We start from the raw sequence: 21,006 nt of genomic DNA on the forward strand, positions 1-21,006 counted from the left end.
TCTCTGGCGTGATCTATTTTTGTTCACTATAGTACAAAAAACACCTTTACCGACAACCGGAGACATCAGCATGGAGCTTTATTTTTCGCCGCTCGCGTGTTCGCTCGCCACGCGCATTTCGCTTTACGAGGCGGGCGCCGCTGCGCGCTTTATCGAAGTCGACACGAAATCGAAGCGGCTGCGCGACGGCTCCGATTTCTATCCGATCAATCCGTTAGGCCAGGTCCCCGTGCTTCGCACCAACGAGGGTTGGCTGCTGCGCGAAAACAGCGCGATCCTGCCTTATGTGGCCGACGCGTTTCCGGCAGCCGCGCTCGCGCCGCTGCCCGGCACGGCGGAACGCGCGAAATTGCAGGAGTGGCTTGGCTTCATCAGCACGGAACTGCATAAGGGAGTATTCGTGCCGCTGCTCGATCCGGACGCGGCCGCCGACGTTCTTAGCTATACTCACAAGAAAGTGGCGTTGCGATTGAACGTGCTGGAGCAGCATCTGCATGGACGCGAGTTTTTGCTGGAGCGGTTTTCCGTCGCGGATGCTTATCTGGTCACCGTGTTGAACTGGGCGCGCTATGGTGGCGTCGAGCTCGCGCAATGGCCATCCGTGCAGCAGTACTATGAACGCACCGCGCGTAGGCCAACCGTTGCCAAAGCGATGGCGGAAGAGTACGCGCTTTATCGCGAGGAACAGGACAGACGCAAGGCCGCGGCCGCGTAGTCTTGCTCGCTAGCTCAAGCGCAAACTCCGCAATACGCCGAGCACATACTGAGTCGGACGCTCCACCGTACCTGCGCGGAAGGCCAGGCCCAACTGCCGCCATAACGCCGGGCGTAGCGGACGGGTGACGATGCGTGCGTCGGCCGTTGAGCGACCAGCTTCCTGCGGCAGCAGCGCGGCGCCGTATCCCGCTGCCACGAGGCTCTTGATCGCATCCGAGTAGTTGAGCTGAATGCGCGGCGTGGGATGCTGCCCCGCCGCGCTGAACCATTCCGTCGTCAAACGGGAAATCCGCGTGGTGGCGTCGTTCAGGATCAGCGGCTTCGCGGCGATCCATTGCGGCGTGATGCGAGCCGGACACGTCCACCCGGCCGGCATGAATGCGACCACCGGATCGCGGCGCCATTTTTCGATCGATAGCCCGCGTATCGGCGCTTGCGGCAGCGCCACGATGCCGACGTCGAGCGACTCGTCCGCGAGTCGCGTCAGCGTTTCCTGCGAAGTCAATACGGCAATTTGCACGTCGATGCCGGGATGTTCGTCGGCCAGCCGTTCCAACGCCTGCGGCAGCAGATTCGCGATGGCCGCGGTGGAAGCGCCGAGCCGAACCCGTCCGCCGAGCCCTTCCACCTGTCGCCGCACGTCTTCCAACGCCTGCTCGGCATTAGCCAGCAACTGACGCGCATACGCCACCAGCGTCTCCCCGATCGCCGATGCCCGCACCTGGCCGCGTTTGCGCGACAGCAGCGGCGCGCCGACGCGGCTTTCGAGATCCGCGATATGCAGACTGACCGTGGGTGGCGCGAGATGCAGAACGCGGGCGGCCTCGGCAAAAGAGCCGAGGTCGGCGACGACAACGAGGGTGCGCAGGCGGTCGAGACTGATTTCTCTCATCGGAGTCGGAATGGCATGGGTCAGAAAAGCTGAATCGCGCGATCAGTAAACTCAATTTTTCCAATCTTACGTGCAGATGGAAGATGGTGGCGCTGGTTTTTCAACGCTGACTATCGGGCCATCGGCATGAACTCATCTTCAACTAGAAGTTGCGAGCCGCAAGACGCTTCCCTTCGGCTGGACGCAATGTCGGACGACGCCAGGTCGTTGCTGCTCGGGTTCGTCTTTGCAGGCGTCGTGCTGGCCTTCGCCGTGATGGCGATGATCTGGACGGCGTCTCGCCCTCCGCTCAAAGGCAAGGACTGCTCCGGCCGCATCGCAAACGACGAACACGCGAGCTTCGTCGCATTCTTCCAGGACCCGGCGGACCAGGGAGCGTTGCTGCGGTCGATCGTAGACTGCGCGAGATGAGCGTCGTTGCGGCGGGATAGCGCGCCGGTCGGCCGCGCCATCCCACACCCCCGCCAGGGAATATCCCACTTCCTGCGATACCACGGGCAAAATACCCGGCGATAATGCCGGACACCGCGTCTTTTCCGTTCGATATCCGAACGCGCCGATGCCCGCGCCGCCAGTGTTCCCTTTCGATGCACCCATGAGCCACGCTACTGCCGACCAACCCGCCTCCGCCGACTCCGCCCCGAACTCGCCGCACTTCCTGTTGTTCCTGATCTGCCTGTTCGCATCCGCCGGACAGCTCGCCATCGACATCTACGTGCCCGCGCTGCCCGCGATGGCGCACTACTTCGGCACCTCCCCGCAAGCGATCCAGACCAGCGTCACCGGCTACATGGCCGCCTACGCGTTCGGCCAGCTGATCTTCGGTCCGATCGCCGACGCGTATGGCCGCAAGCGCGTGCTCGCGTTCGGCCTGACGGTCTACACGGTCGGCTGCCTGCTGTCGCTCGCGGCGCCGAATCTCGAGACGTTCATCCTCGCCCGTGCGTTGCAGGGCTTCGGCATCGCGAGCACGAACCTGCTCGCGAAGGCGATCATCACCGATTCGTTCGCGGGTCAGGCGTTGCTGCATGCGTTCACCTACATGTCGATCGCGTGGGGGCTCGCGCCGATCGTCGCGCCGGTGATTGGCGCGCATCTGCAGACGGCGTTCGGCTGGCGCGCGTGCCTCGTGTTCCTGCTGATCTATTCGCTGGTGATGTGGGCGCTGTTGTGGCGCTATCGCGAGACTTTGCCCAAGCCCGTGCACCTCGAACCGCGCACGCTGACTGCGAACGCGCGCAAGGTGCTCGCGAGCCCCGTGTTCCAAAGCTGTTTCCTCGCGCAGGGCCTGTGCTACAGCATCCTGCTCGTATTCAACATCGTCGGGCCGTTCATGGTGCAGACCACGCTGCACAAACCGCCGACCTTCTTCGGCTATCTCGCGCTCGGCATCGGCATGATGTACTTCCTTGGCGGTCTGTCGAATCGGCTGCACGGTCCGCGTCTGCCGAGCGCCGAGCAGCGTTTGCGCATCGGCGCGCGGCTGATGGCGGCCGCTTCGGTTGTGATGCTGCTGCTCGCGCTGACGGTCGGTCTGCGCGTGTGGACGCTCGCGACACCCGTGCTCGTGATGGGCTTCTGCGCCGGCGCGATGTATCCGACGCTGATGGCGAAGGGCAACTCGCTGTTTCCGCACATCGCTGGGCTGACGAGCGCGATTCTCGGCTGCGCGCTGTTGCTGGTGTCCTCGGCGATGATGGGGCTGGCCGGCTTCGTGTCGGTGCAGGTGCTCACACCGCTCGCGCTGTTCTTCGTGGTCCTCGCGTTCGTCGTCGTGATAATGGTGACGAAGCTGCTGCGCCATCTCGAGCAGGTACAGCCCGCGGCCGCGGCGACCGCGAGCGGTAAGGCAGCGTGAGCCGGCACATGAGCCTGAGCGAACGCCAGACCTTTATCTGTACACGCGAGCACCGATGAGCGGCATGCGCGAGCGCGTCTGCGCGTCCGCTTCCGAGCGGATCGATCCGACCGTGTGGAAGGTCGCGGCGGTCGTGTCGATCGGTTCGTTCATGTCGCAGATGGACTCGACGCTCGTCAACGTGTCGCTGTCGACGATCGGCCATACGCTCGATGCGTCGATCGCCACCGCGCAGTGGATCGTCAGCGGCTACCTGCTCGCGATGGCGTTGATGTTGCCGCTCAACGGCTGGCTGGTCGACCGCATCGGCGCGAGGCGGCTGTACCTGTTCTGCTTTTCGACGTTCACGATAGCGTCGATGCTGTGCGGCGCGGCGCAGACGATCGGCGAGCTGATCGGCGCGCGCATCTTCCAGGGCCTCGTCGCCGGTGTGCTCGTACCGATGGCGCAGATGATGATCGGACGAGTGGCCGGCAGGAACCTCGAGCGCGTGATGGGCTTCACCGCGCTGCCCATTCTGCTCGGTCCGATTCTCGGCCCGGTGCTGGCCGGGCTCGTCCTCGCGCACGCGAGTTGGCCGTGGCTGTTCTTCATCAATGCGCCGGTGGGCGCTGTCGGCATTGCGATGGCGGTGTTGCTGCTGCCGCGCGATGCCCCTGCGTCGCAGAAGCGGCCGTTCGATTTCACCGGCTTCGCGCTGATCTCCCCCGGGCTGGTCGCACTCGTCTATGGACTTCAGAACGCGTTGCGCGCGGTGGGCCTCGCGTGGCTGCTTGCGGGCGCCGTGTTTCTCGCCGGCTTCGTGCTGTACGCGTTGCGCAAAGGCGATGCCGCGCTGATCGACGTGCGCATGTTTGCAAGACGTACGTTCTCGGTCGCGGCACTCGCGCAGTTCTCCGCGAACGGGATCATGTATGGACGACAGCTGGCAGTGCCGCTGTTTCTGATCGCGGGCTGCGGTTTGTCGGCCGCGCACGCGGGCGGACTGCTCGCGGCGACCGGCGTCGGCATGATGTGCTCGTTCCCGCCGATCGGCTGGTTGACCGAGCGGCTCGGTTGCCGACCGCTCGCGGCGGGCGGCGCATTGCTGGCGTTTCTGAGCACGCTGGTGTTTCTCTGGATGAGCATCGCTTCGTTCTCCACCGGATGGGCCGCTGTCAGTCTGTTCCTTGCGGGCGTCGGTCAGGGAACGATCAGCGTGCCGTCGATCTCGGCCGCGTATTCGTCGATCGCGAGAGAACGGCTCGCGGTCGCGAATACGGCGTTGAACATCGCGCAGAGAGTGGGCGGCCCGTTCGCCACGACGCTGCTTTCGATGGCGATCGCGTTGACGCTGCATGGTGCTTCGGATGTACAGCCCAGCCGATTTCTGCCGATGTTCGTGCTGCTAGCCGCGCTGCATTTGCTGTGCTTTGCGGCGACGATGTGTCTGCCGGTTCGGGTTCGCAGGGCGTAGGACGCCCGAGCGCACATTCCCGCGCCCGTGCGTCAGAGTAGTCGCAAGCCCCCGTCACACTCGATCACCGCCCCCGTCATAAACGTGTTCTCCAGCAGAAACTGCAGCGCGTGAGCGACATCGTCGGCCTGGCCGACGCGCCGCACCGGTAGCGTTTCGCTTTGCTGCCGGAATACCTCGCTTTTCACGCTCGCCGGAAATCTGTCCCACCACGGCGTATCGATCACCCCCGGCGACACCGCGTTCACGCGCAGCGGCGCCAGCTCGCGCGCGAGCGTGCCGATCATGCTTTCGAGCGCGCCGTTGATCGCGCCCAGACCCGCCGTGCCCGGATTCGCGATGCGCGCCGAAATCGCGGTCAGAAACGTGATGCTGCCGTCGCGACGCAGGGTGGGCAGCGCGCTCTGCGCCGCTTCGAGCTGCGGCCAGAACTTGGCCTCGAAGCCGCGCCGCAGCGCGGCCAGATCCAGCTCGGCAAACGGCCCCGCGCCTTCGCCGCCCGACAGCGTCATCACCAGATGATCGATCCGGCCGAGGCCGCCGAAGAAGCGTTCGAGCGCCGCGCGATCGGTGCAATCGAGCGCGTCGCCCGTCACCTGTCCGCCGATGCCGCTCAGCGCATCGTCCAGCTTGGCGCGGTCGCGCCCCACCGCGACGACGCTCGCACCAGCCGCCGCGAGCCGCTTCACCGTCGCGAGCCCAACACCCGACGAGCCACCCAGCACCACGACCTTCTGATTTTGCCAGTTCATTTCATTGCTCCTGAGAGTGAACGGAAGACCCCGTGGCAGTAGAATGCGCGGTGCGGGCCCATCATTCAAATCGTTTAACGTCATGGCCAACATCATTGAAAATGATTTTCGGCGCTTCGACCTGAACCTGCTGCTGACCTTCCGCGCGTTGCTGGAAGAGCGCAGCGTCACGCGTGCCGCGCAGCGGCTGTTTCTTGGGCAACCGGCGGTCAGCGGCGCGCTGAAACGCTTGCGCGAGACCTTCGGCGACGAGCTGTTCGTGCGCACACCCCAAGGCATGACGCCGACGCCGCGCGCGCTCGAACTCGCGCGGCAGATCGAGCCGTTCCTGCAATCTCTGCATCAGGCGCTCACGCAGCCGTCCGTGTTCGATCCGGCCCGCGCGCAGCGGGTGTTCCGCATCGGCCTCAGCGATTCGCTCGAACTGCTGCTGATGCCGGAGATCATGGCGCGCCTCGCCGTGGCGGCGCCCGGCGTGAAGCTGATCGCGCGCTCCACCGATTCGACGCGCGCCGCCGCGATGCTCGACGACGGCGCGATCGAACTCGCAGTCGGCGTGTTTCGCGAGTGCGTGCCGTGGCAGCGACTCATGCCGCTGTTTTCATGGCGCTTCGTGAGCGTCTACAACCCGAAGCTCGTCAGGACGCGTCGCAAGCATTTGTCGATGGACGAATTTCTGCGCCACCGCCATGTGCTGACTTCGTTCAGCGCCGAACTGCGCGGCTTCATCGATGAACGACTGGAGCTGCAGGGAGTGAAGCGCGGGGTCGTATTTTCAAGTTCGAACTTCGCGACCAGTCCGTTCATCGTGCAACGCACGGCGGCGATCGCGACCGTGCCGGAGTTCATCGGCCGCGTGTGGCGCGATACGCTCGGTCTCGCGCTCAGTCCATTGCCATTCGAGGTGCCGGGCTACGAAGTTTCGTTGATGTGGGCCGCGGCGCACGATCAGGACCCGGCGCTCGCATGGTTGAAGCGGGAGTTCGCTGACGCGTTCGGCACGGCTGACAGCGCTGCGCGTGCGGCTAACTGACAGCGACGTGTGCTACGTTTCATAAGCGTCACATTGCGTTGCGTTTCGTTCCGCCGCTTTACCATCGCCCGTTCAAGCCAGGAGGAAATCCCGATGACTCAGCACATCGCAAAAGGCACTTTCATCGTCTCCCTTCAACCGATGCCGTTCGAAAACGCGGAGACCGAATCGAAGCTAGGCCGCATGTCGATCGACAAGCAGATCTCCGGCGATCTCGCCGCGACCACGCAAGGGCAAATGCTCAGCGCGATGACGAACGTCAAAGGCTCGGCCGGCTATGTCGCGCTCGAACAGGTCACGGGCACGCTGGCGGGCAAGCAGGGCACGTTCGTGCTGCAGCATATCGGCGTGATGAATCGCGGTGTTGCGTCGCTCGCGGTGACGGTCGTGCCCGATTCGGGCACGGGCGAGCTGAGCGGCATTGAAGGCGAGTTCAAGATCGACATCGTCGATGGCGCGCATTCGTACGAGTTCACTTATCGGCTGCCCGGCGACTGAGATGCCGAACATGATTCGCGAGCAGACATGACCCGACTGTTCGGCGTCATGGGCGCGATCGTTTCGCTGGTCGCGTTTCTGCCTTATGGACTTGCGATCTGGCGCGGCAGCGTACGTCCTCATCTGTTCACGTGGCTGGTCTGGTCGGTCGTCACGGCAATTGCGGCTGTCGGGCAATTCGTCGCCGGTGCAGGCCCTTCGGCGTGGTCCACGGCGGCGATCGCGGCCACTTGCTTCTTCGTTCTCGTGGCGAGCGTCTTTCGGGGCGAGCGGCAGCGGACCGCTTTTGATTGGCTTTGCCTCGTCGCGGCGTTGTCGGCTATTCCGCTCTGGATACTCACCAATGATCCGACGTTGTCGATCTGTCTTGTCACGCTGATCGAACTCGTCGGCCTCGGGCCGACGGTGCGCAAGACCATTCTTGATCCGTGGAGTGAGAGTCTTTTGTACTTTGCGCTATGTGTTCTTAAATACGGGCTCGCGATTCTTGCGGTGCCGAAATGGAGTGTGGCCGTGGCGTTTTATCCGGCCGTGAATATCGTGGCGTCCATCGGGATCTGTTCGTTGATGGTGGTGCGCAGGCGGCAGGTAGGGGCCTATTCCGCGCGGTCGCAGTGAATCACCCCGATTCGCCTGTGCGCGTCGCCGCGAACATCGTCATGCGCTGCAAGATCCACGCGAGCAGTTCGTGCGCGGCCGCGACGAGCGGCCGCCCGGCTTTCACCAGCACGCGCGCCTTCGTGCCTAGAAATAGCGCGTGGTCGATCGGCACGGTCACCAGTTCGCCAGCCTGAATCTCGCGCGAGGCCGCGAATTCTCCGATCAGCGTCGCGAAGTTTTCATCGGCGACAAACCGCTTGAGTGCCGTCAGGGAATTGGTGGTGAGCGTCGCGCGGATCTCAACGTGTTCGACGAACGCGAGCATCGTTGCGAGGTGCCCGATGCCGAACGTGCTCGGCATCAACGCCAGCGGCCACGCGAGCAGATCGTCGATCGTGGCGGGCTTGCCGCGCCGCGCGAGCGGATGGTCGCGGCGCACCAGCAACACCACGGGCTGGGCGGAACTCGCGCGATATTCGACGCGCGGATGCGGCGGCGGATTGAACGCGAGCCCGATATGCGCGCGGCTTTCCGCAACTGCGTCGAGCACGTCGTCGACCGGCAGCACGGTCAGGCCGATATCGACCTTCGGGTATTGCACACAGAACGGCGTGATGACCTCGGCAATCAGCGCATCCACGTAACCCTCGCTGACGGCCAGATCGACGCGGCCTTGCTGCAAGCCGCGCAACGCGTGCAGCTGATCCTCGAACTTCTCCTGCTGCGCGCGATAGCCGCGCCAGAACTCCAGCAGATGCGCCGCCGCCTCGGTGGGCCGGACGCCGCGCGCCTGGCGCTCGAACAGCTGCACGCCCAGTTCGTCTTCGAGCAGCTTGATCTGCCGCGTGATCACCGAGGGCGACGTGTTGAGGCTGTCCGCGGCGCCGCGGATCGTGCCGTGCCCGAGCACCTCGTGGAAATAGCGCAGCCGCTGCTGATTGATTTCGCGCATCGCACCCCCGTTTGCCTATAGCTTCGTTGCCCTGGGAGGAACGATATGTGAACTTTGTTGCTATTGCTAGCAAGGATTGCCCTGGTCAGGATGGTGTTGCGCACGATGCGCATCACATCTATTGCATGCGACCAGAGCAGGCGCCAAAGCGCTGCCCCCGGTCGACACACATTCGGAGACAGACATGGCGGCCATTCTTCCCACCGCGCGAAGCGGCGACGCTTCGGCGCTCTACAGCAAGATCAACGCGCGTTTGCTGCCGTTTCTTCTCATCTGCTATCTGTTTGCTTACCTCGATCGCGTGAACGTCGGCTTCGCGAAGCTGCAGATGCAGACCGATCTCGGCTTCTCCGATGCCGCTTACGGTGTGGGCGCGGGCATCTTCTTCATCGGCTATGTGCTGTTCGAGCTGCCGAGCAATCTGCTGCTGCCGCGCATTGGCGCGCGCAAGACTTTCGGCCGCATTCTCGTTCTCTGGGGCATCACATCGGCCTGCATGCTGTTCGTGCGCAGCGTGCCGGCGTTCTACGCGATGCGCTTCCTGCTTGGCGTGTTCGAGGCCGGCTTCGCGCCGGGCATGATCTTCTATCTGTCACGCTGGTACGGGCCGTCGCGCATGGCGCGCGCGATTGCGATGGTGTTTCTGGCCGGGCCGATCGGCGGGATTGTCGGCGGCCCGGTTTCGGCGGCGATCATGAGCACGCTCGCAGGTAAGGCCGGGCTCGCCGGCTGGCAATGGATGTTTCTCGTCGAAGGCTTGCCGTGCATCGTGCTCGGCATCGCGACCTTCCTCTATCTGCCTGACCGCCCGGCCGACGCCTCGTGGCTCAGCGACGCCGACAAGCGTCAGCTGGAAGCCGAAGTCGGCGTGGCGCAGGCTCATGGCACTTCATTTCGACACGTGCTGCGCGATCGCAAGGTCTATGTGCTGGCGTTCGCCTACTTCTGCATCATTGCCTCGATCTATGCGATCAGCTTCTGGCTGCCCGCCATCCTGAAGGCTCAGGGCGTGAGCGACCTGATCACGCTCGGCTGGTACACGTCGATTCCGTACGTTGCCGCGGCGGTGGGCATGCTCTATATGGGCTCGCGTTCGGACCGGCTCGGCGAGCGGCGCCTGCATTGCGCGGCGCCTGCGGCCGCCGCCGCGTTGCTGCTGGCCGCCTGCGCGGCCGCGGGCAATCATCTCGCGCTCACGCTGACGCTGCTCACGCTCGTGACGATGGCGCTGTGGATGGCCTACACGGTCTTCTGGGCGATTCCGCCCGAGTACGTCAAGGGGCCTGCCGCCGCGGGCGGCATCGCACTCATCAACACCATCGGACTTTCTGGCGGCTTCTGGGGGCCCGCGGCCATCGGCTGGATCAAGACGGCGGCCGGCAGCCTGCAACCTGCGCTGCTGGCAATGGCTGGCGTGTCGCTGCTTGCCGCGCTGCTGATCCTCCCGCTCCGGCTCGCTGCCACGAAGCCCTGACCTTGTGCCGCGCTTTCAAGGCGCGCCACGGAACCATTCGATTAGCCATCCTTTATCAACGAGTTAACGGGAAATGAAGATTCTCATCGCAGGCTTCCAGCACGAAACCAACACGTTCGCCCCGACCAAGGCAAGCTGGCAGAGCTTCGTTCAGGGCGAGGGCTTTCCGCCGCTCGCGCGCGGCTCCGGCGTGCTCGCGCTGCGTGACGTGAACGTCCCCGCTGGCGGCTTCATTCAGGCGGTGGAAGCGGCGGGCCATACGCTCGTGCCGGTGATCTGGGCAGGCGCGAGCGCCTCCGCGCACGTGACAGAAGATGCCTACGAGCGCATCGCACGTGAAATCCTCGAGGCCGTGCAGCGCGGCGGTTTCGACGCCATCTATCTCGACCTGCACGGCGCGATGGTCACCGAGCATCTCGACGACGGCGAAGGCGAACTGCTCGCGCGCGTGCGGGCGATCGTCGGCCGCGAAATCCCGCTGGTGGTCTCGCTCGATCTGCACGCCAACGTGACCGAGCAGATGTTCACGCACGCGGATGCGATGGTCGCGTATCGCACCTATCCCCATGTCGACATGGCCGACACCGGCGCTCGCGCCGCGCAAATCCTGATGCGCCTCGCAACAGAGCCGGAGCGTGGCCTCAAGCGCGCGGTGCGCCGCATTCCGTTCCTGATCCCAGTCAACGGTATGTGCACGCTCGCCGAACCGGCACGCGGCACGTACGATCGTCTCGCGGCACTGGAACGCGACGGCGTCGTCTCGCTGTCGTTCGCGCCAGGATTTCCGGCGTCCGATTTCCCCGAATGTGGCGCGGCGGTCTGGGGCTACGGCTTCGACGAGGCCGCCGTGACCGCCGCCGTCGATGCGCTGGCCTCGACCATCGTCGCGCAGGAGCGCGACTGGGAAGTGCGCTTCCTCGACCCGGACGCCGCCGTGCGCGAAGCGATGCGGCTTGCCGAACATGCGACTGGACCGGTCGTGATCGCCGATACGCAGGACAACCCGGGCGTGGGCGGCGATTCGAACACGATGGGTCTCGTGCGCGCGCTGCTGCGTCACGGTGCGAGCGATGCCGCCGTCGGCCTGATCTGGGATCCGCGAGCGGCGGCGAAGGCGCACGAAGCGGGGCTCGGCGCGACGATCAAGCTAGAACTCGGGGGCGGCTCCGGCGTGCCTGGGGACGCGCCGCTCGCCGGGCGCTTCGTTGTCGAGCACCTCTCCCACGGGCGGGTGCGCTTCGATGGGCCGATGATGAACGGCATGTGGACCGATATCGGGCCGGTGGCGTGCCTGCGCATCGACGGCGTCAGGATTGCGGTCAGCTCGGTCAAGATGCAGATCTTCGACCGCAATCTCTATCGCGCGGCCGGCATCGAACCCGAACGGATGAAGATTCTCGTCAACAAGAGTTCGGTTCACTATCGCGCCGACTTCGACGCGATTGCCGCCGCCCATCTGGTGGCGAAAGCGCCCGGCCCGATGGCCGCCGACCCCGCCGATCTGCCGTGGCAGCGGCTTGATCCGCGCCTGCGGCTGCGGCCGAACGGCGCGTCGTTGGGGGAGCTGCGCGGTAGTGCCGAGCGCGCGGCCAGTAATGGTGCACGGTGATTTCGACGAGTTTCGTATCGTTGTGTATCCACCGGGCAACCCGACATACACGGTTGCAAAAGTCGGGGTTCGCGGAAACAGGCGGGATACATGAGGGGGTTCAAATACGTCCATGCCAGTCGGCGGTGCCGCAAAGCAAAGCGGACGTCGACGTGACTGGACGCTCGTGCCACGCAACCGTGGTCTGAACCAACTCAATTGCTCTCAGGTGGATACCATGAAACTCATCAAGTCGCTGGTCGTTGCCGCTGTTGTCGCTGTCCCCGTCGTTTCGTTCGCGCAGTCCAACGCGCCGCTTACGCGTGCCCAGGTTCGCGCGGAACTGGTCCAACTCGAAAAGGCAGGTTACAACCCGGCCGCGGATTACAACACCTATCCGCAGGATATCCAGGCCGCCGAGGCGCGCGTGAGCGCGCTGAACGGCGCGGCGGCGTCGGCATATGGCGGGGCGGCGAACGGGTCGTCGGCGGCCGGAGCCGGCGCGGTCAAGGTCCCGGCTCTGTCACAGCAACAGGACGTTGCCGGCCTCGCCACGGTCTACGCGCATCATTGAGGTGGGGCGAGCGCTGCCCATGTGGGCGGCGGCAATGCGCGACGGCCCGCTTCGAGCGGGCCGTCGCGCATGCACCATCGAATCGCTTCGAGGATATTCACCCCGCCGCAAACCTTTCTACCCTTTTCACCTGCCTCGGCAAAACGATATACATCCCCCACGCCACGACAAGAATCGCGCGCAGCGCATCCGCGGCATGACCGGGCGATGAAATTCCGACATCGGCAATCGCGACGCTTCCAGGCACCGACCAGAGATACGTGGTGAGCCCGAGCGACACCGCGCGCCAGAAGCCGAAACGCTCCGAGCCGGCGAAAGCATGCGCGGCCAGGCCGCTGCGCACCATGTATCCGGCGATCGGCAGACTCACCAGCAGGTAGATCGCAAGCGCGACGATCGCCGGCATCGCCGCAATCACCGTCGACCATGCCGGTGAACTCTTCGCGACTTCAGACGGAATCACGTGCTCGGAAAATTGCATCAGCGGCACCGCCGTGCGCGGCATCAGAAAGTGAAACGCCACCACGGCGACGATGAAAAGCAGCGTACTCGCGAGCCCCTGACGCCAGGCGCACGACCACCACACATACAGACGACGCCCGAAACCGATCGCGCGCCCGACGCTGAACATTGCGCCTCTATCCCTCAGCGCCGCAAAGCACACCAGCACGACGAACAGCACCGCAGCGAAAACCAGCGCATGAGGGCTCCAAATGAAGGCGCCCACACCGTGTTCCATCGAGGCCGCACCCGAAGCCGACGACGTCGTCGAAAAGTTCTGCAGATGGTGAGCGATATAGTCCGCGGGATCGAGCGCCTGCGACGAATCGTGCGTTGCCATCTCACCTCCGCATGTCGTGAATCACGGTGCAAGTCATCACGCTCTTCAGCATAGACGGCACGTGGCGTCATCGCGTTTCGCAGCGAGCGATCTGATTGTGCCTTCCTTTTGTCCGATATTCATCAGGTCGCCGCAAATAGCGTGGATTACACTGGTTTTCGCTATGCGACTTTAGAGCATGGCCGACCCACGAAGTCACCATTGCGCGGACTTTCGTGCATCCCTTCCGCACGTACCCGCCGACGCCGAGCGAATCACGACTGCTTGGTGAAAGCCTTTCGCAGTTCACTACTTTGGCCCACACCTGGTCCCTTCAAACGACAGCGACCACGCATTACTGCGGCCATTTGTTAATCGACTATTTTTGTTTGATTCAATCAGGCGCCTGTGATCCAGGCCGCTCGTAGGCCCTTGCACGCCAGGATTTCACGCGTCCGATTCGTCGTTGACAAGGAGATGACGATGAACACCCGGCATTTGAGCATTTGGTCAGCTATGGCCGTTGTACTTCTCTCGCTGAGCGGCACCGCGCAGGCCGGTGGTGACAATCGTGGCGGTGGCGGGCTTTGCTCGAACGCGACGCTAAGAGGACCCTATGGGTTCATCGGTCACGGAGTCATCCTCGGCTTGCTGGATTCGAACAACGTGCTGCATCCGTTCGCGACCCAGTCGATCCTCGATGACGTCGCCCTCGTGACATTCGACGGCAACGGCAAATTCACCCGCACCGATTTCGGCAGCATCAACGGCGTGCCGAAAGGCGGGCAGACCACCTTCAATCCGTTTCAGAAAGGCACTTATAAGGTGAATGCCGATTGCACCGGCACGATGTCGATCGTCTATATCGCGGGAGGAGCCGTGCCTGCCGGCGTCGAGACCGATCTGAACATCGTGGTCACTTCGGACGGGACCCAGGTCGAATCCGTCGTCTATCGGGCGAGCATCCCGTCAGCCGCGTCGGCCCCGGACGGCTTCAGCTGTTCGATGGATTGCGTGCAAGGGGTGCAGGAGGCGTTCGAAGGGAAGAAGGTTCTGGTCTACGGCTTCCGGTAGCCGGGTACCGAGGACCGGATGGATTCAAGCGTGCCGCCGGCTTTTCAACCGGCGGCACGCGCGCTTCGTCGATGCTTCGCTCAGTGCCCTTGCCGCTCGCCCACCGCGACCGGCGCATGCCTGGTCTGGCGGCTTAGCATCAGCGTCACGACCGCCGACACCGCCAACGTCGCGCCGACCACATAGAGCCCCGCCGTATAGCCACCCGTCACGTTCTTGAGCCAGCCGATCGCAAACGGCCCGACGAAGCCGCCGAGGTTGCCGATCGAGTTGATCATCGCAATCCCCGCCGCCGCCCCGGCGCCCGACAGGAACATACTCGGCATCGCCCACAGTGGCGCCTTCGCGGCGCTGATGCCGACGTTCACGACGACGAGCGCAAGCACGATCATCAACGCCGTGCTCGCATTGCCGGCGAACACGAAGCCTACGCACGCAAGCGCGCACGGAATCACGACGTGCCATGTACGTTCGTCGGTACGATCCGAGTGCTTCGCCCATAGCACCATCGCGATCACCGCGAGCACGCTCGGCACACCGGCAAGCAGCCCGGTTTCGAACGTGCCGAAACCATATTGGCGGATGATCAGCGGCGCCCACAAGCCGAGCGTATACAGTCCCGCCGAGGTGCCGAAGTAGATCAGCGCGAGCGCGAGCACGCGCGGATCGCGCAACGCGGTGAGCGCGCCGGCCGTGTGGCCTGCCTGCGCGTGTCGCGCGTCGGCTTCGAGCTTCAGTTTCGCGATCAGCCAGTCGCGCTCTTCGGGCTGCAGCCATTCGGCTTGCGCGGGCTTGTCGGTCAGATACTTGAGCACGCAGAAGCCGAGGATGATCGCCGGCAAGGCTTCGAGTATGTAGAGCATCTGCCAGTCGGCGAGTCCGGCGATCGGCGGCAGTTTCATGATCGCGCCGGAAATCGGCGAGCCGATCGCGGTCGAAATCGGCGCGGCGGCCATGAACCACGCCGCCGCGACCGCACGCTGCCGGGTCGGAAACCACAGGCTCAGATACAGGATGATGCCGGGAAAGAAGCCCGCTTCGGCGACGCCGAGAATGAAGCGCAGCGCGTAGAAGCTGTTCGGCCCGACGACGAACGCCGACGCGAGCGACACGAGCCCCCACGACACCATCACACGAGCAATCCAGCGGCGCGCGCCGACCTTGTGCAGGATCAGGTTCGACGGCACTTCGAACAGAAAATAGCCGATAAAGAAGAGGCCGCCGCCGAGTCCGAACGCGGTCGGCGAAAGGCCGATCGCCTTGTTCATCGACAACGCGGCGAAGCCCACATTCACGCGATCGAGAAAGCTCACGAAGTACAACAGCATGACGAACGGGATGATCCGCAGCATCAGCTTGCGGGACACCCGGCTTTCGAGTTCCGAAGTCATTGTCTCCTCCTTCTGCGCGCGGCAGTGGACCGCGCGCGAGCCTCGCGCCGGCCGACGTTGGGCCGAGCTAGTCGAGTCAAGGTTGGGTGCCGGCCACGTGGTGGCCGGGGCGTAGACCGCGCGCCTGGGTTGCGCGCGGTTCCCGCTCGGTACTGGTCAATTCAAGCGAAGTCACCGCTCAAGCCGCGTTCGCCGCGGGCGTCGCCGCCTGCTCGATGAACGCGCATACGGCCGCCGTGACCTGCGCGGTCGTAGCCGTGCCGCCGAGGTCGCGGGTATGCAGCGACTTGTTCGCGGTGACCGCTTCGACGGCCTGCATTACGCGCGTGGCCGCGTCGAATTCGCCGAGGTGTTCGAGCAGCATCACGACCGACCAGAACGTGCCGACCGGATTCGCGAGCCCCTTGCCCATGATGTCGAACGCGGAGCCGTGGATCGGCTCGAACATCGACGGATAGCGGCGCTCCGGATCGATGTTGCCGGTCGGCGCGATGCCGAGGCTGCCCGCGAGCGCGGCTGCGAGGTCGCTGAGAATATCGGCGTGCAGATTGGTGGCGACGATCGTGTCGAGCGTGGCGGGACGATTGACCATGCGCGCGGTCGCCGCATCGACGAGTTCCTTATCCCACGTGACGTCCGGAAACTCCTTCGAGATTTCGAGCGCGATCTCGTCCCACATCACCATCGCATGACGCTGCGCGTTGCTCTTCGTGATCACGGTCAACAGCTTGCGCGGACGCGACTGCGCGAGGCGGAACGCGAAGCGCATGATGCGCTCGACGCCGGCGCGCGTCATGATCGACACGTCGGTCGCGGCTTCGATCGGATGGCCCTGATGCACGCGGCCGCCGACGCCCGAATATTCTCCCTCGGAGTTTTCGCGAACGATGACCCAGTTCAGGTCCTCGGGCTTGCAGTACTTCAGCGGCGCGTCGATGCCGGGCAGGATGCGCGTCGGGCGCACGTTCGCGTATTGATCGAAGCCCTGGCAGATCTTCAGACGCAGACCCCATAGCGTGATGTGGTCGGGAATGTCCTTGTCGCCCGCCGAGCCGAACAGGATCGCATCCTTGTTACGGATCGCGTCGAGCCCGTTGCCCGGCATCATCACACCGTGCTGGCGATAGTAGTCGCCGCCCCAGTCGAAGTTCTCGAACTCGAACGTGAAGGCGCGGGTGGTTTTCGCGAGCGCTTCGAGCACCTGTGCGCCGGCCGGCACGACCTCCTTGCCGATGCCGTCGCCGGGAATGGTTGCGATGCGATAGGTCTTCATGTCTGCGTCCTGTGCTTGGTGAATGGCGTGAGTGGACTCTAGCGCGCTCGCACGGGTAAAAACCGGTGCTAAACTCAAAGCATCTTTAACTTGCATTCACAAATGCGAAGGCGTGGAAAAGACGATGCGCGACACCGTGCAGCCAGCGGATCTGAGCTTTTTCTCGACGCTCGCCGCGAGCGGCAGTCTCAGCGCGGCCGCGCGCGAGCTGGGGCTGACCGCGGCCGCGGTCAGCAAGCGCCTCACGCAGATGGAGCAGCGCGCGGGCGTTGCGCTAGTGAACCGCACGACGCGCCGCATGATGCTGACGCCCGAAGGCGAGCTATACCTCGAACGCGCGCGGCGGATTCTCGACGAGCTCGACGAGCTGGCCGAATTGCTCGGCTCGGCGAAGAAGACACCTAAGGGTTTGCTGCGCGTGAACGCGACGCTCGGCTTCGGGCGCAGCCATATCGGGCCGGCGATTTCGCGCTTCGTCGCGCGGTATCCGCAGGTGTCGGTTCAACTGCAGTTGTCGGTCACGCCCCCGCCGCTCACCGACGACAGCTTCGACGTCTGCATCCGCTTCGGCGAGCCGCCCGATACGCGCGTGGTCGCACGCCGGCTTGCGCCGAACCGGCGTCTGCTGTGCGCGGCGCCGTCGTATCTCGCGGCGCACGGTACGCCTCTCACGGCGCACGATCTGACGCGCCACAACTGCATCGGCATTCGGCAAGGCGACGAAGCGTATGGCGTGTGGCGGCTGACTTCTGGGCGCGGCGCCGCGCGCAAGACCGAGGCGGTGCGCATCAAGGGAACGCTGACCACCAACGACGGCGAGATCGCCGTCAAATGGGCGCTCGAAGGACACGGCATTCTGCTGCGCGCGGAATGGGACATCCGGCAGTATCTGGCGGAGGGGTCGCTGGTTCAGTTGCTGCCCGATCACGACACGCCGAATGCGGATATCTTCGCGGTGTATTCACCACGGCATCAGATGTCGAATCGGATTCGCGCGTTTGTCGAGTTTATTGCGCGGGAGTTGGGGGGTGAGGTGGGGATGGTTGTGTAGTGCTGCGGAGCGGGTGACTCGAGGTCGAGCTACTCGACATATTGCGACACATTGATCGGGAGGCTGTTTCTTGCTCGCTAGCAACCAAGCGCATCTGATCGGGAATGGCGAGTGCGTTACACGCGTTCATGCTGTTGTGAGTATTTCGCGGTCTTCCTTATGGAAAAGGGGAGACCGGGTCCAAGGCAATGTCCTCATCGCCAAAGGAACCGTAATAGCTAAATTCGACAGCAATGGACGCTATGGAAATCACACGAACGGAACCAGCCACGCGGCAATTTATCTCGGGCAAACACTGGATGGAATCACTGTAATTGACCAGTGGAATGGACATACCAAACAACCTCCGCATCGGCGTACTATCCATTTCCGTCGCGGCCATGGAACGCCTGTTAATCCGATATTATGTTGTCGAATAAGGCGCTCTTCCTGGCAGTTTGCCTCGTGGCAAAGAGCGCCGCGGGTGCGTCGCCAACACGGGTCCGGTTCGAATGCCCAAGCGTTCTTTCTGCGGGAGGGCAACATCATGTTCTGGATAACGCATCCCTGTTCGATGGCCCTCCAGAATAGGCGGCGGACCTTATTCCTGAGGCCGGGAATGAGATTTAACGGGCGTCGACCCCTATCTGGTATGCCGCTACCACGGCACTAACAGCACTCTTGTGATTCATGCTGTTGGTGCTCGGACCTGTGAAGCCACCAGCAAACCCTTTGCGGTTCACTGCACCTCTCGTTAAATGGACTGGGATAACCGCAAAATGGCGACCCGGCTTATAGTCGCTGCGGTTGCTGCCTAGATGCCGTTGGCACACGGCAAAGTTTGCATCACATTAACTCAACACTTGATACTGACGACCTTGAGCCTCCGACACCGCAACTCCCTCTGACTGAACAAACAACGCGCGTGTTCGTACGCCGGAATGGCCTGTACGACCGGAATCTGTAGCACGAATATCGCGGTCGCCAGAGTCTGTAAACAGACCCCGCCTGTTTTCACTGCACATCACTGGCTATCGAATAAAACTCCCCGATATCGTAAAGTTCAGGAACCAAACCCCGATCCCACTCCTTGACTCACCAAGGCCGGACCTGACCAACCCGGGTAACGATGCCGAGACCAGACCCTGCGCCGTACCGCAGCCCGAGAACCCCGATGACACGGCGGCGCCGGCGTCTTCTGATCATCGGCTCGATCGTGCTCGTCGCCGCGCTCGGCTGGATGCTCGCGTTGATTCTCGAGCCCGCGTTCCAGCGCACGATCGTCATCACCTCCGGCGCGGACGGCGGCATTTACCGCGGCTTTGCCGATCGCTACGCGCCGCTGCTCAAGCGTGAAGGCATCAAGCTCGACATCCGCAGTTCGTCGGGTTCGGTCGAAAACTACCAGCGCCTCGCGGACCCGGACAGCGCCTATCAGGTCGGCTTCATCCAGTCGGGCACGACCAGTCCGAAAGACACGGACAATCTGCAAACCATCGCCGCCGTGTCGTACGAGCCGATCTGGGTGTTCTATCGCGGCGACGCGACGATCGACCGGCTGTCGCAACTGCGCGGCAAGCGCATTTCGATCGGCGTGCCGGGCAGCGGGCTGCTCAACGTCTCGCAGGTGCTGCTCGGCTACAGCGGCGTCACGAGTCAGAACTCGACGCTGCTGCAGATGGACGCGAACGCCGCATACGAAGGGCTGGAAAGCGGTCAGATCGACGCGGCGTTCTTCATCGGCCGGCCCGACGCCGACATGCAGCACACGCTGCTGACCAGCAACCTGAAGCTGATGAGCTTCGCGCAGGCCGATGCACTGGCGCAAAAATTCCCGTCGCTTTCGAAGATCGTATTACCGCGCGCCTCGACGAGCGTCGCCGACGATCTGCCGCGCAGCGACGTCACGCTGCTCGCGGCGACGGCGCTGCTGGTGTCGAAGGACGCGCTGCATCCGGCGCTCGTCTATCTGCTGCTCGACGCGGCGCGCACGGTGCACGGCGGCGAGGACTACTTCACGCCCCTCGGCACGTTTCCGAATCTGAACACCGAAGAATTCCCGATCTCTGACGAAAGCGTGCGCTACTTCAAATCGGGCCGGCCGTTTCTGTATCGCTACCTGCCGTTCTGGCTCGCGAGTCTGATCGAACGGCGGCTGCTGATTCTGGTGCCGTTCCTCGCGCTGCTGATCGGCCTCGCGCAGGCGCTGCCGCGCATGCTCGAAGCGCGTATGAAGAAACGCCTGTTCGTGTGGTACCGCGCGATCAAGGCGCTGGAGGACGAAGTGTGGAAGAACGCCGAGCCGTCTCGCGCGCAGATCGCGCAATGGAGGGACGAGATTGAAAACATCGACGCGAACGCTAGCCAGATTCGGATTCCGTACCGCTACTTTCAGGACGTTTACGCGCTGAAGCAGGCGATCGGCGTCGTGCGCGACCGGATCGCGCATGTGGCGCAGAAGATGGAGAAGTAAAAACGCTGTTCGCTTATCCCTGCGCGTTTCCCGGGTATTCACCACCGCCGAACCGGTTGATTTTTCGCGCGCCCTCACCGCAGGGTCGCTTGCCGCAGCGCAAGAAGAAAATCTCTGTGAAACCGGTCGAACGATAGGACGATTTAATTGGCGTGCTCGCGAATCGCATCCTGTAATGGACTCCTGCCGTGCGCGTAGCGTCCATCCAGTCTGCCGCGCACTACCCGGAGAGCGCCCATGTCGCAGCCTGAGCCGAATGTAGACGAAGTAGTCCGCAGCATCGCCGAAGAAACCGACACGCCGACCGAAACGGTGTCCCGCATGTACGCCGATACGCTCGCCGAATTCCGGAGCGAGGCGCGCGTGTTCGACTACGTTCCGCTGTTCGCCGCGAAGAAGGTCCGCAACGAGCTTCGCCAGAAGCATTCTCGCAAGCACTGACACGCTGTAGGCGGGGATGCATCGGTTCACCGCACTGTCGCACGCGTCGTGGCTCCAGATTTGGCGATCATGGTGGAGCTAACAATCACGTCGCAAATTTTCTATGCTGG

At 63.6% G+C, this 21,006-nt stretch carries 21 protein-coding genes; 15 read left to right on the forward strand and 6 right to left on the reverse strand.

Annotation, left to right across the window (positions count from 1 at the left end):
* Window positions 1–70: 70 nt before the first annotated feature.
* Entirely contained in the window at window positions 71–715 is a 645-nt protein-coding gene (locus AB3X89_RS11655; RefSeq protein ID WP_368583402.1) for a glutathione binding-like protein, read from the forward strand.
* A 9-nt stretch (window positions 716–724) separates the two neighbouring features.
* On the opposite strand, the gene AB3X89_RS11660 is transcribed toward AB3X89_RS11655, so the two are convergent.
* Window positions 725–1,609, reverse strand: coding sequence for a LysR family transcriptional regulator (locus tag AB3X89_RS11660; protein ID WP_368583403.1), 885 nt, complete (start codon window positions 1,607–1,609; stop codon window positions 725–727).
* A 186-nt stretch (window positions 1,610–1,795) separates the two neighbouring features.
* Between AB3X89_RS11660 and AB3X89_RS11665 the strand changes: the two genes are divergently transcribed.
* From AB3X89_RS11665 to AB3X89_RS11675, 3 genes are all read left to right on the forward strand, one after another.
* Window positions 1,796–2,020 carry a hypothetical protein gene (locus tag AB3X89_RS11665; RefSeq protein WP_368583404.1) on the forward strand — a complete coding sequence of 75 codons (225 nt, stop codon included), beginning with the start codon at window positions 1,796–1,798 and terminating at the stop codon, window positions 2,018–2,020.
* A gap of 184 nt (window positions 2,021–2,204) precedes the next feature.
* Window positions 2,205–3,467, forward strand: a complete 1,263-nt coding sequence (locus AB3X89_RS11670) for a multidrug effflux MFS transporter (protein WP_368583405.1) — start codon at window positions 2,205–2,207, stop codon at window positions 3,465–3,467.
* A gap of 55 nt (window positions 3,468–3,522) precedes the next feature.
* Window positions 3,523–4,923, forward strand: a complete 1,401-nt coding sequence (locus tag AB3X89_RS11675) for a DHA2 family efflux MFS transporter permease subunit (protein ID WP_368583406.1) — start codon at window positions 3,523–3,525, stop codon at window positions 4,921–4,923.
* A gap of 32 nt (window positions 4,924–4,955) precedes the next feature.
* Here the strand turns inward: AB3X89_RS11675 and AB3X89_RS11680 are convergent, their stop codons facing one another.
* On the reverse strand, window positions 4,956–5,675 hold the full coding sequence (locus tag AB3X89_RS11680) for an SDR family oxidoreductase (RefSeq protein ID WP_368583407.1): 720 nt from the start codon (window positions 5,673–5,675) through the stop codon (window positions 4,956–4,958).
* Window positions 5,676–5,757: 82 nt separating this feature from the next.
* On the opposite strand from AB3X89_RS11680, the gene AB3X89_RS11685 reads away from it, so the two are divergent.
* The 3 genes from AB3X89_RS11685 (at window position 5,758) to AB3X89_RS11695 (ending at window position 7,824) form a co-directional block, all read left to right on the forward strand.
* Window positions 5,758–6,708, forward strand: a complete 951-nt coding sequence (locus AB3X89_RS11685; protein ID WP_368583408.1) for a LysR family transcriptional regulator — start codon at window positions 5,758–5,760, stop codon at window positions 6,706–6,708.
* Window positions 6,709–6,801: 93 nt separating this feature from the next.
* Entirely contained in the window at window positions 6,802–7,206 is a 405-nt protein-coding gene (locus AB3X89_RS11690; RefSeq protein ID WP_368583409.1) for a DUF3224 domain-containing protein, read from the forward strand.
* A 27-nt stretch (window positions 7,207–7,233) separates the two neighbouring features.
* Window positions 7,234–7,824, forward strand: coding sequence for a hypothetical protein (locus AB3X89_RS11695; protein ID WP_368583410.1), 591 nt, complete (start codon window positions 7,234–7,236; stop codon window positions 7,822–7,824).
* 1 nt (window position 7,825) lies between these two features.
* Here the strand turns inward: AB3X89_RS11695 and AB3X89_RS11700 are convergent, their stop codons facing one another.
* Window positions 7,826–8,758, reverse strand: a complete 933-nt coding sequence (locus tag AB3X89_RS11700; RefSeq protein ID WP_368583411.1) for a LysR family transcriptional regulator — start codon at window positions 8,756–8,758, stop codon at window positions 7,826–7,828.
* A gap of 184 nt (window positions 8,759–8,942) precedes the next feature.
* Between AB3X89_RS11700 and AB3X89_RS11705 the strand changes: the two genes are divergently transcribed.
* The 3 genes from AB3X89_RS11705 (at window position 8,943) to AB3X89_RS11715 (ending at window position 12,394) form a co-directional block, all read left to right on the forward strand.
* On the forward strand, window positions 8,943–10,232 hold the full coding sequence (locus AB3X89_RS11705) for an MFS transporter (protein WP_368583412.1): 1,290 nt from the start codon (window positions 8,943–8,945) through the stop codon (window positions 10,230–10,232).
* Between the two features lie 73 nt (window positions 10,233–10,305).
* Window positions 10,306–11,841, forward strand: a complete 1,536-nt coding sequence (locus tag AB3X89_RS11710; protein WP_368583413.1) for a M81 family metallopeptidase — start codon at window positions 10,306–10,308, stop codon at window positions 11,839–11,841.
* A gap of 217 nt (window positions 11,842–12,058) precedes the next feature.
* Window positions 12,059–12,394: a DUF4148 domain-containing protein gene (locus AB3X89_RS11715; RefSeq protein ID WP_368583414.1), complete on the forward strand. Its 336-nt coding sequence runs from the start codon at window positions 12,059–12,061 to the stop codon at window positions 12,392–12,394.
* Between the two features lie 97 nt (window positions 12,395–12,491).
* Here the strand turns inward: AB3X89_RS11715 and AB3X89_RS11720 are convergent, their stop codons facing one another.
* Window positions 12,492–13,235: a hypothetical protein gene (locus AB3X89_RS11720; RefSeq protein ID WP_368583415.1), complete on the reverse strand. Its 744-nt coding sequence runs from the start codon at window positions 13,233–13,235 to the stop codon at window positions 12,492–12,494.
* A 462-nt stretch (window positions 13,236–13,697) separates the two neighbouring features.
* Here AB3X89_RS11720 and AB3X89_RS11725 point away from each other — a divergent pair, with 462 nt between their 5' ends.
* The gene (locus AB3X89_RS11725; RefSeq protein WP_368583516.1) at window positions 13,698–14,288 is read left to right on the forward strand and encodes a hypothetical protein; all 591 of its coding nucleotides are present in this window, start codon (window positions 13,698–13,700) and stop codon (window positions 14,286–14,288) included.
* Window positions 14,289–14,368: 80 nt separating this feature from the next.
* Here the strand turns inward: AB3X89_RS11725 and AB3X89_RS11730 are convergent, their stop codons facing one another.
* Window positions 14,369–15,679: an MFS transporter gene (locus tag AB3X89_RS11730; RefSeq protein WP_368583416.1), complete on the reverse strand. Its 1,311-nt coding sequence runs from the start codon at window positions 15,677–15,679 to the stop codon at window positions 14,369–14,371.
* A gap of 178 nt (window positions 15,680–15,857) precedes the next feature.
* Window positions 15,858–16,952, reverse strand: coding sequence for a tartrate dehydrogenase (locus AB3X89_RS11735; protein WP_368583417.1), 1,095 nt, complete (start codon window positions 16,950–16,952; stop codon window positions 15,858–15,860).
* A 124-nt stretch (window positions 16,953–17,076) separates the two neighbouring features.
* On the opposite strand from AB3X89_RS11735, the gene AB3X89_RS11740 reads away from it, so the two are divergent.
* From AB3X89_RS11740 to AB3X89_RS11755, 4 genes are all read left to right on the forward strand, one after another.
* Window positions 17,077–18,003, forward strand: a complete 927-nt coding sequence (locus tag AB3X89_RS11740) for a LysR substrate-binding domain-containing protein (protein ID WP_368583418.1) — start codon at window positions 17,077–17,079, stop codon at window positions 18,001–18,003.
* 136 nt (window positions 18,004–18,139) lie between these two features.
* Window positions 18,140–18,655, forward strand: coding sequence for a BPSL0067 family protein (locus tag AB3X89_RS11745; RefSeq protein ID WP_368583517.1), 516 nt, complete (start codon window positions 18,140–18,142; stop codon window positions 18,653–18,655).
* Between the two features lie 501 nt (window positions 18,656–19,156).
* Window positions 19,157–20,455: a TAXI family TRAP transporter solute-binding subunit gene (locus AB3X89_RS11750; protein WP_368583419.1), complete on the forward strand. Its 1,299-nt coding sequence runs from the start codon at window positions 19,157–19,159 to the stop codon at window positions 20,453–20,455.
* 237 nt (window positions 20,456–20,692) lie between these two features.
* Window positions 20,693–20,896, forward strand: coding sequence for a DUF3562 domain-containing protein (locus tag AB3X89_RS11755; RefSeq protein WP_368583420.1), 204 nt, complete (start codon window positions 20,693–20,695; stop codon window positions 20,894–20,896).
* Window positions 20,897–21,006: the final 110 nt, after the last annotated feature.

Source organism: Paraburkholderia sp. BR14320, from assembly GCF_040948665.1.
GTDB lineage: Bacteria > Pseudomonadota > Gammaproteobacteria > Burkholderiales > Burkholderiaceae > Paraburkholderia > Paraburkholderia youngii.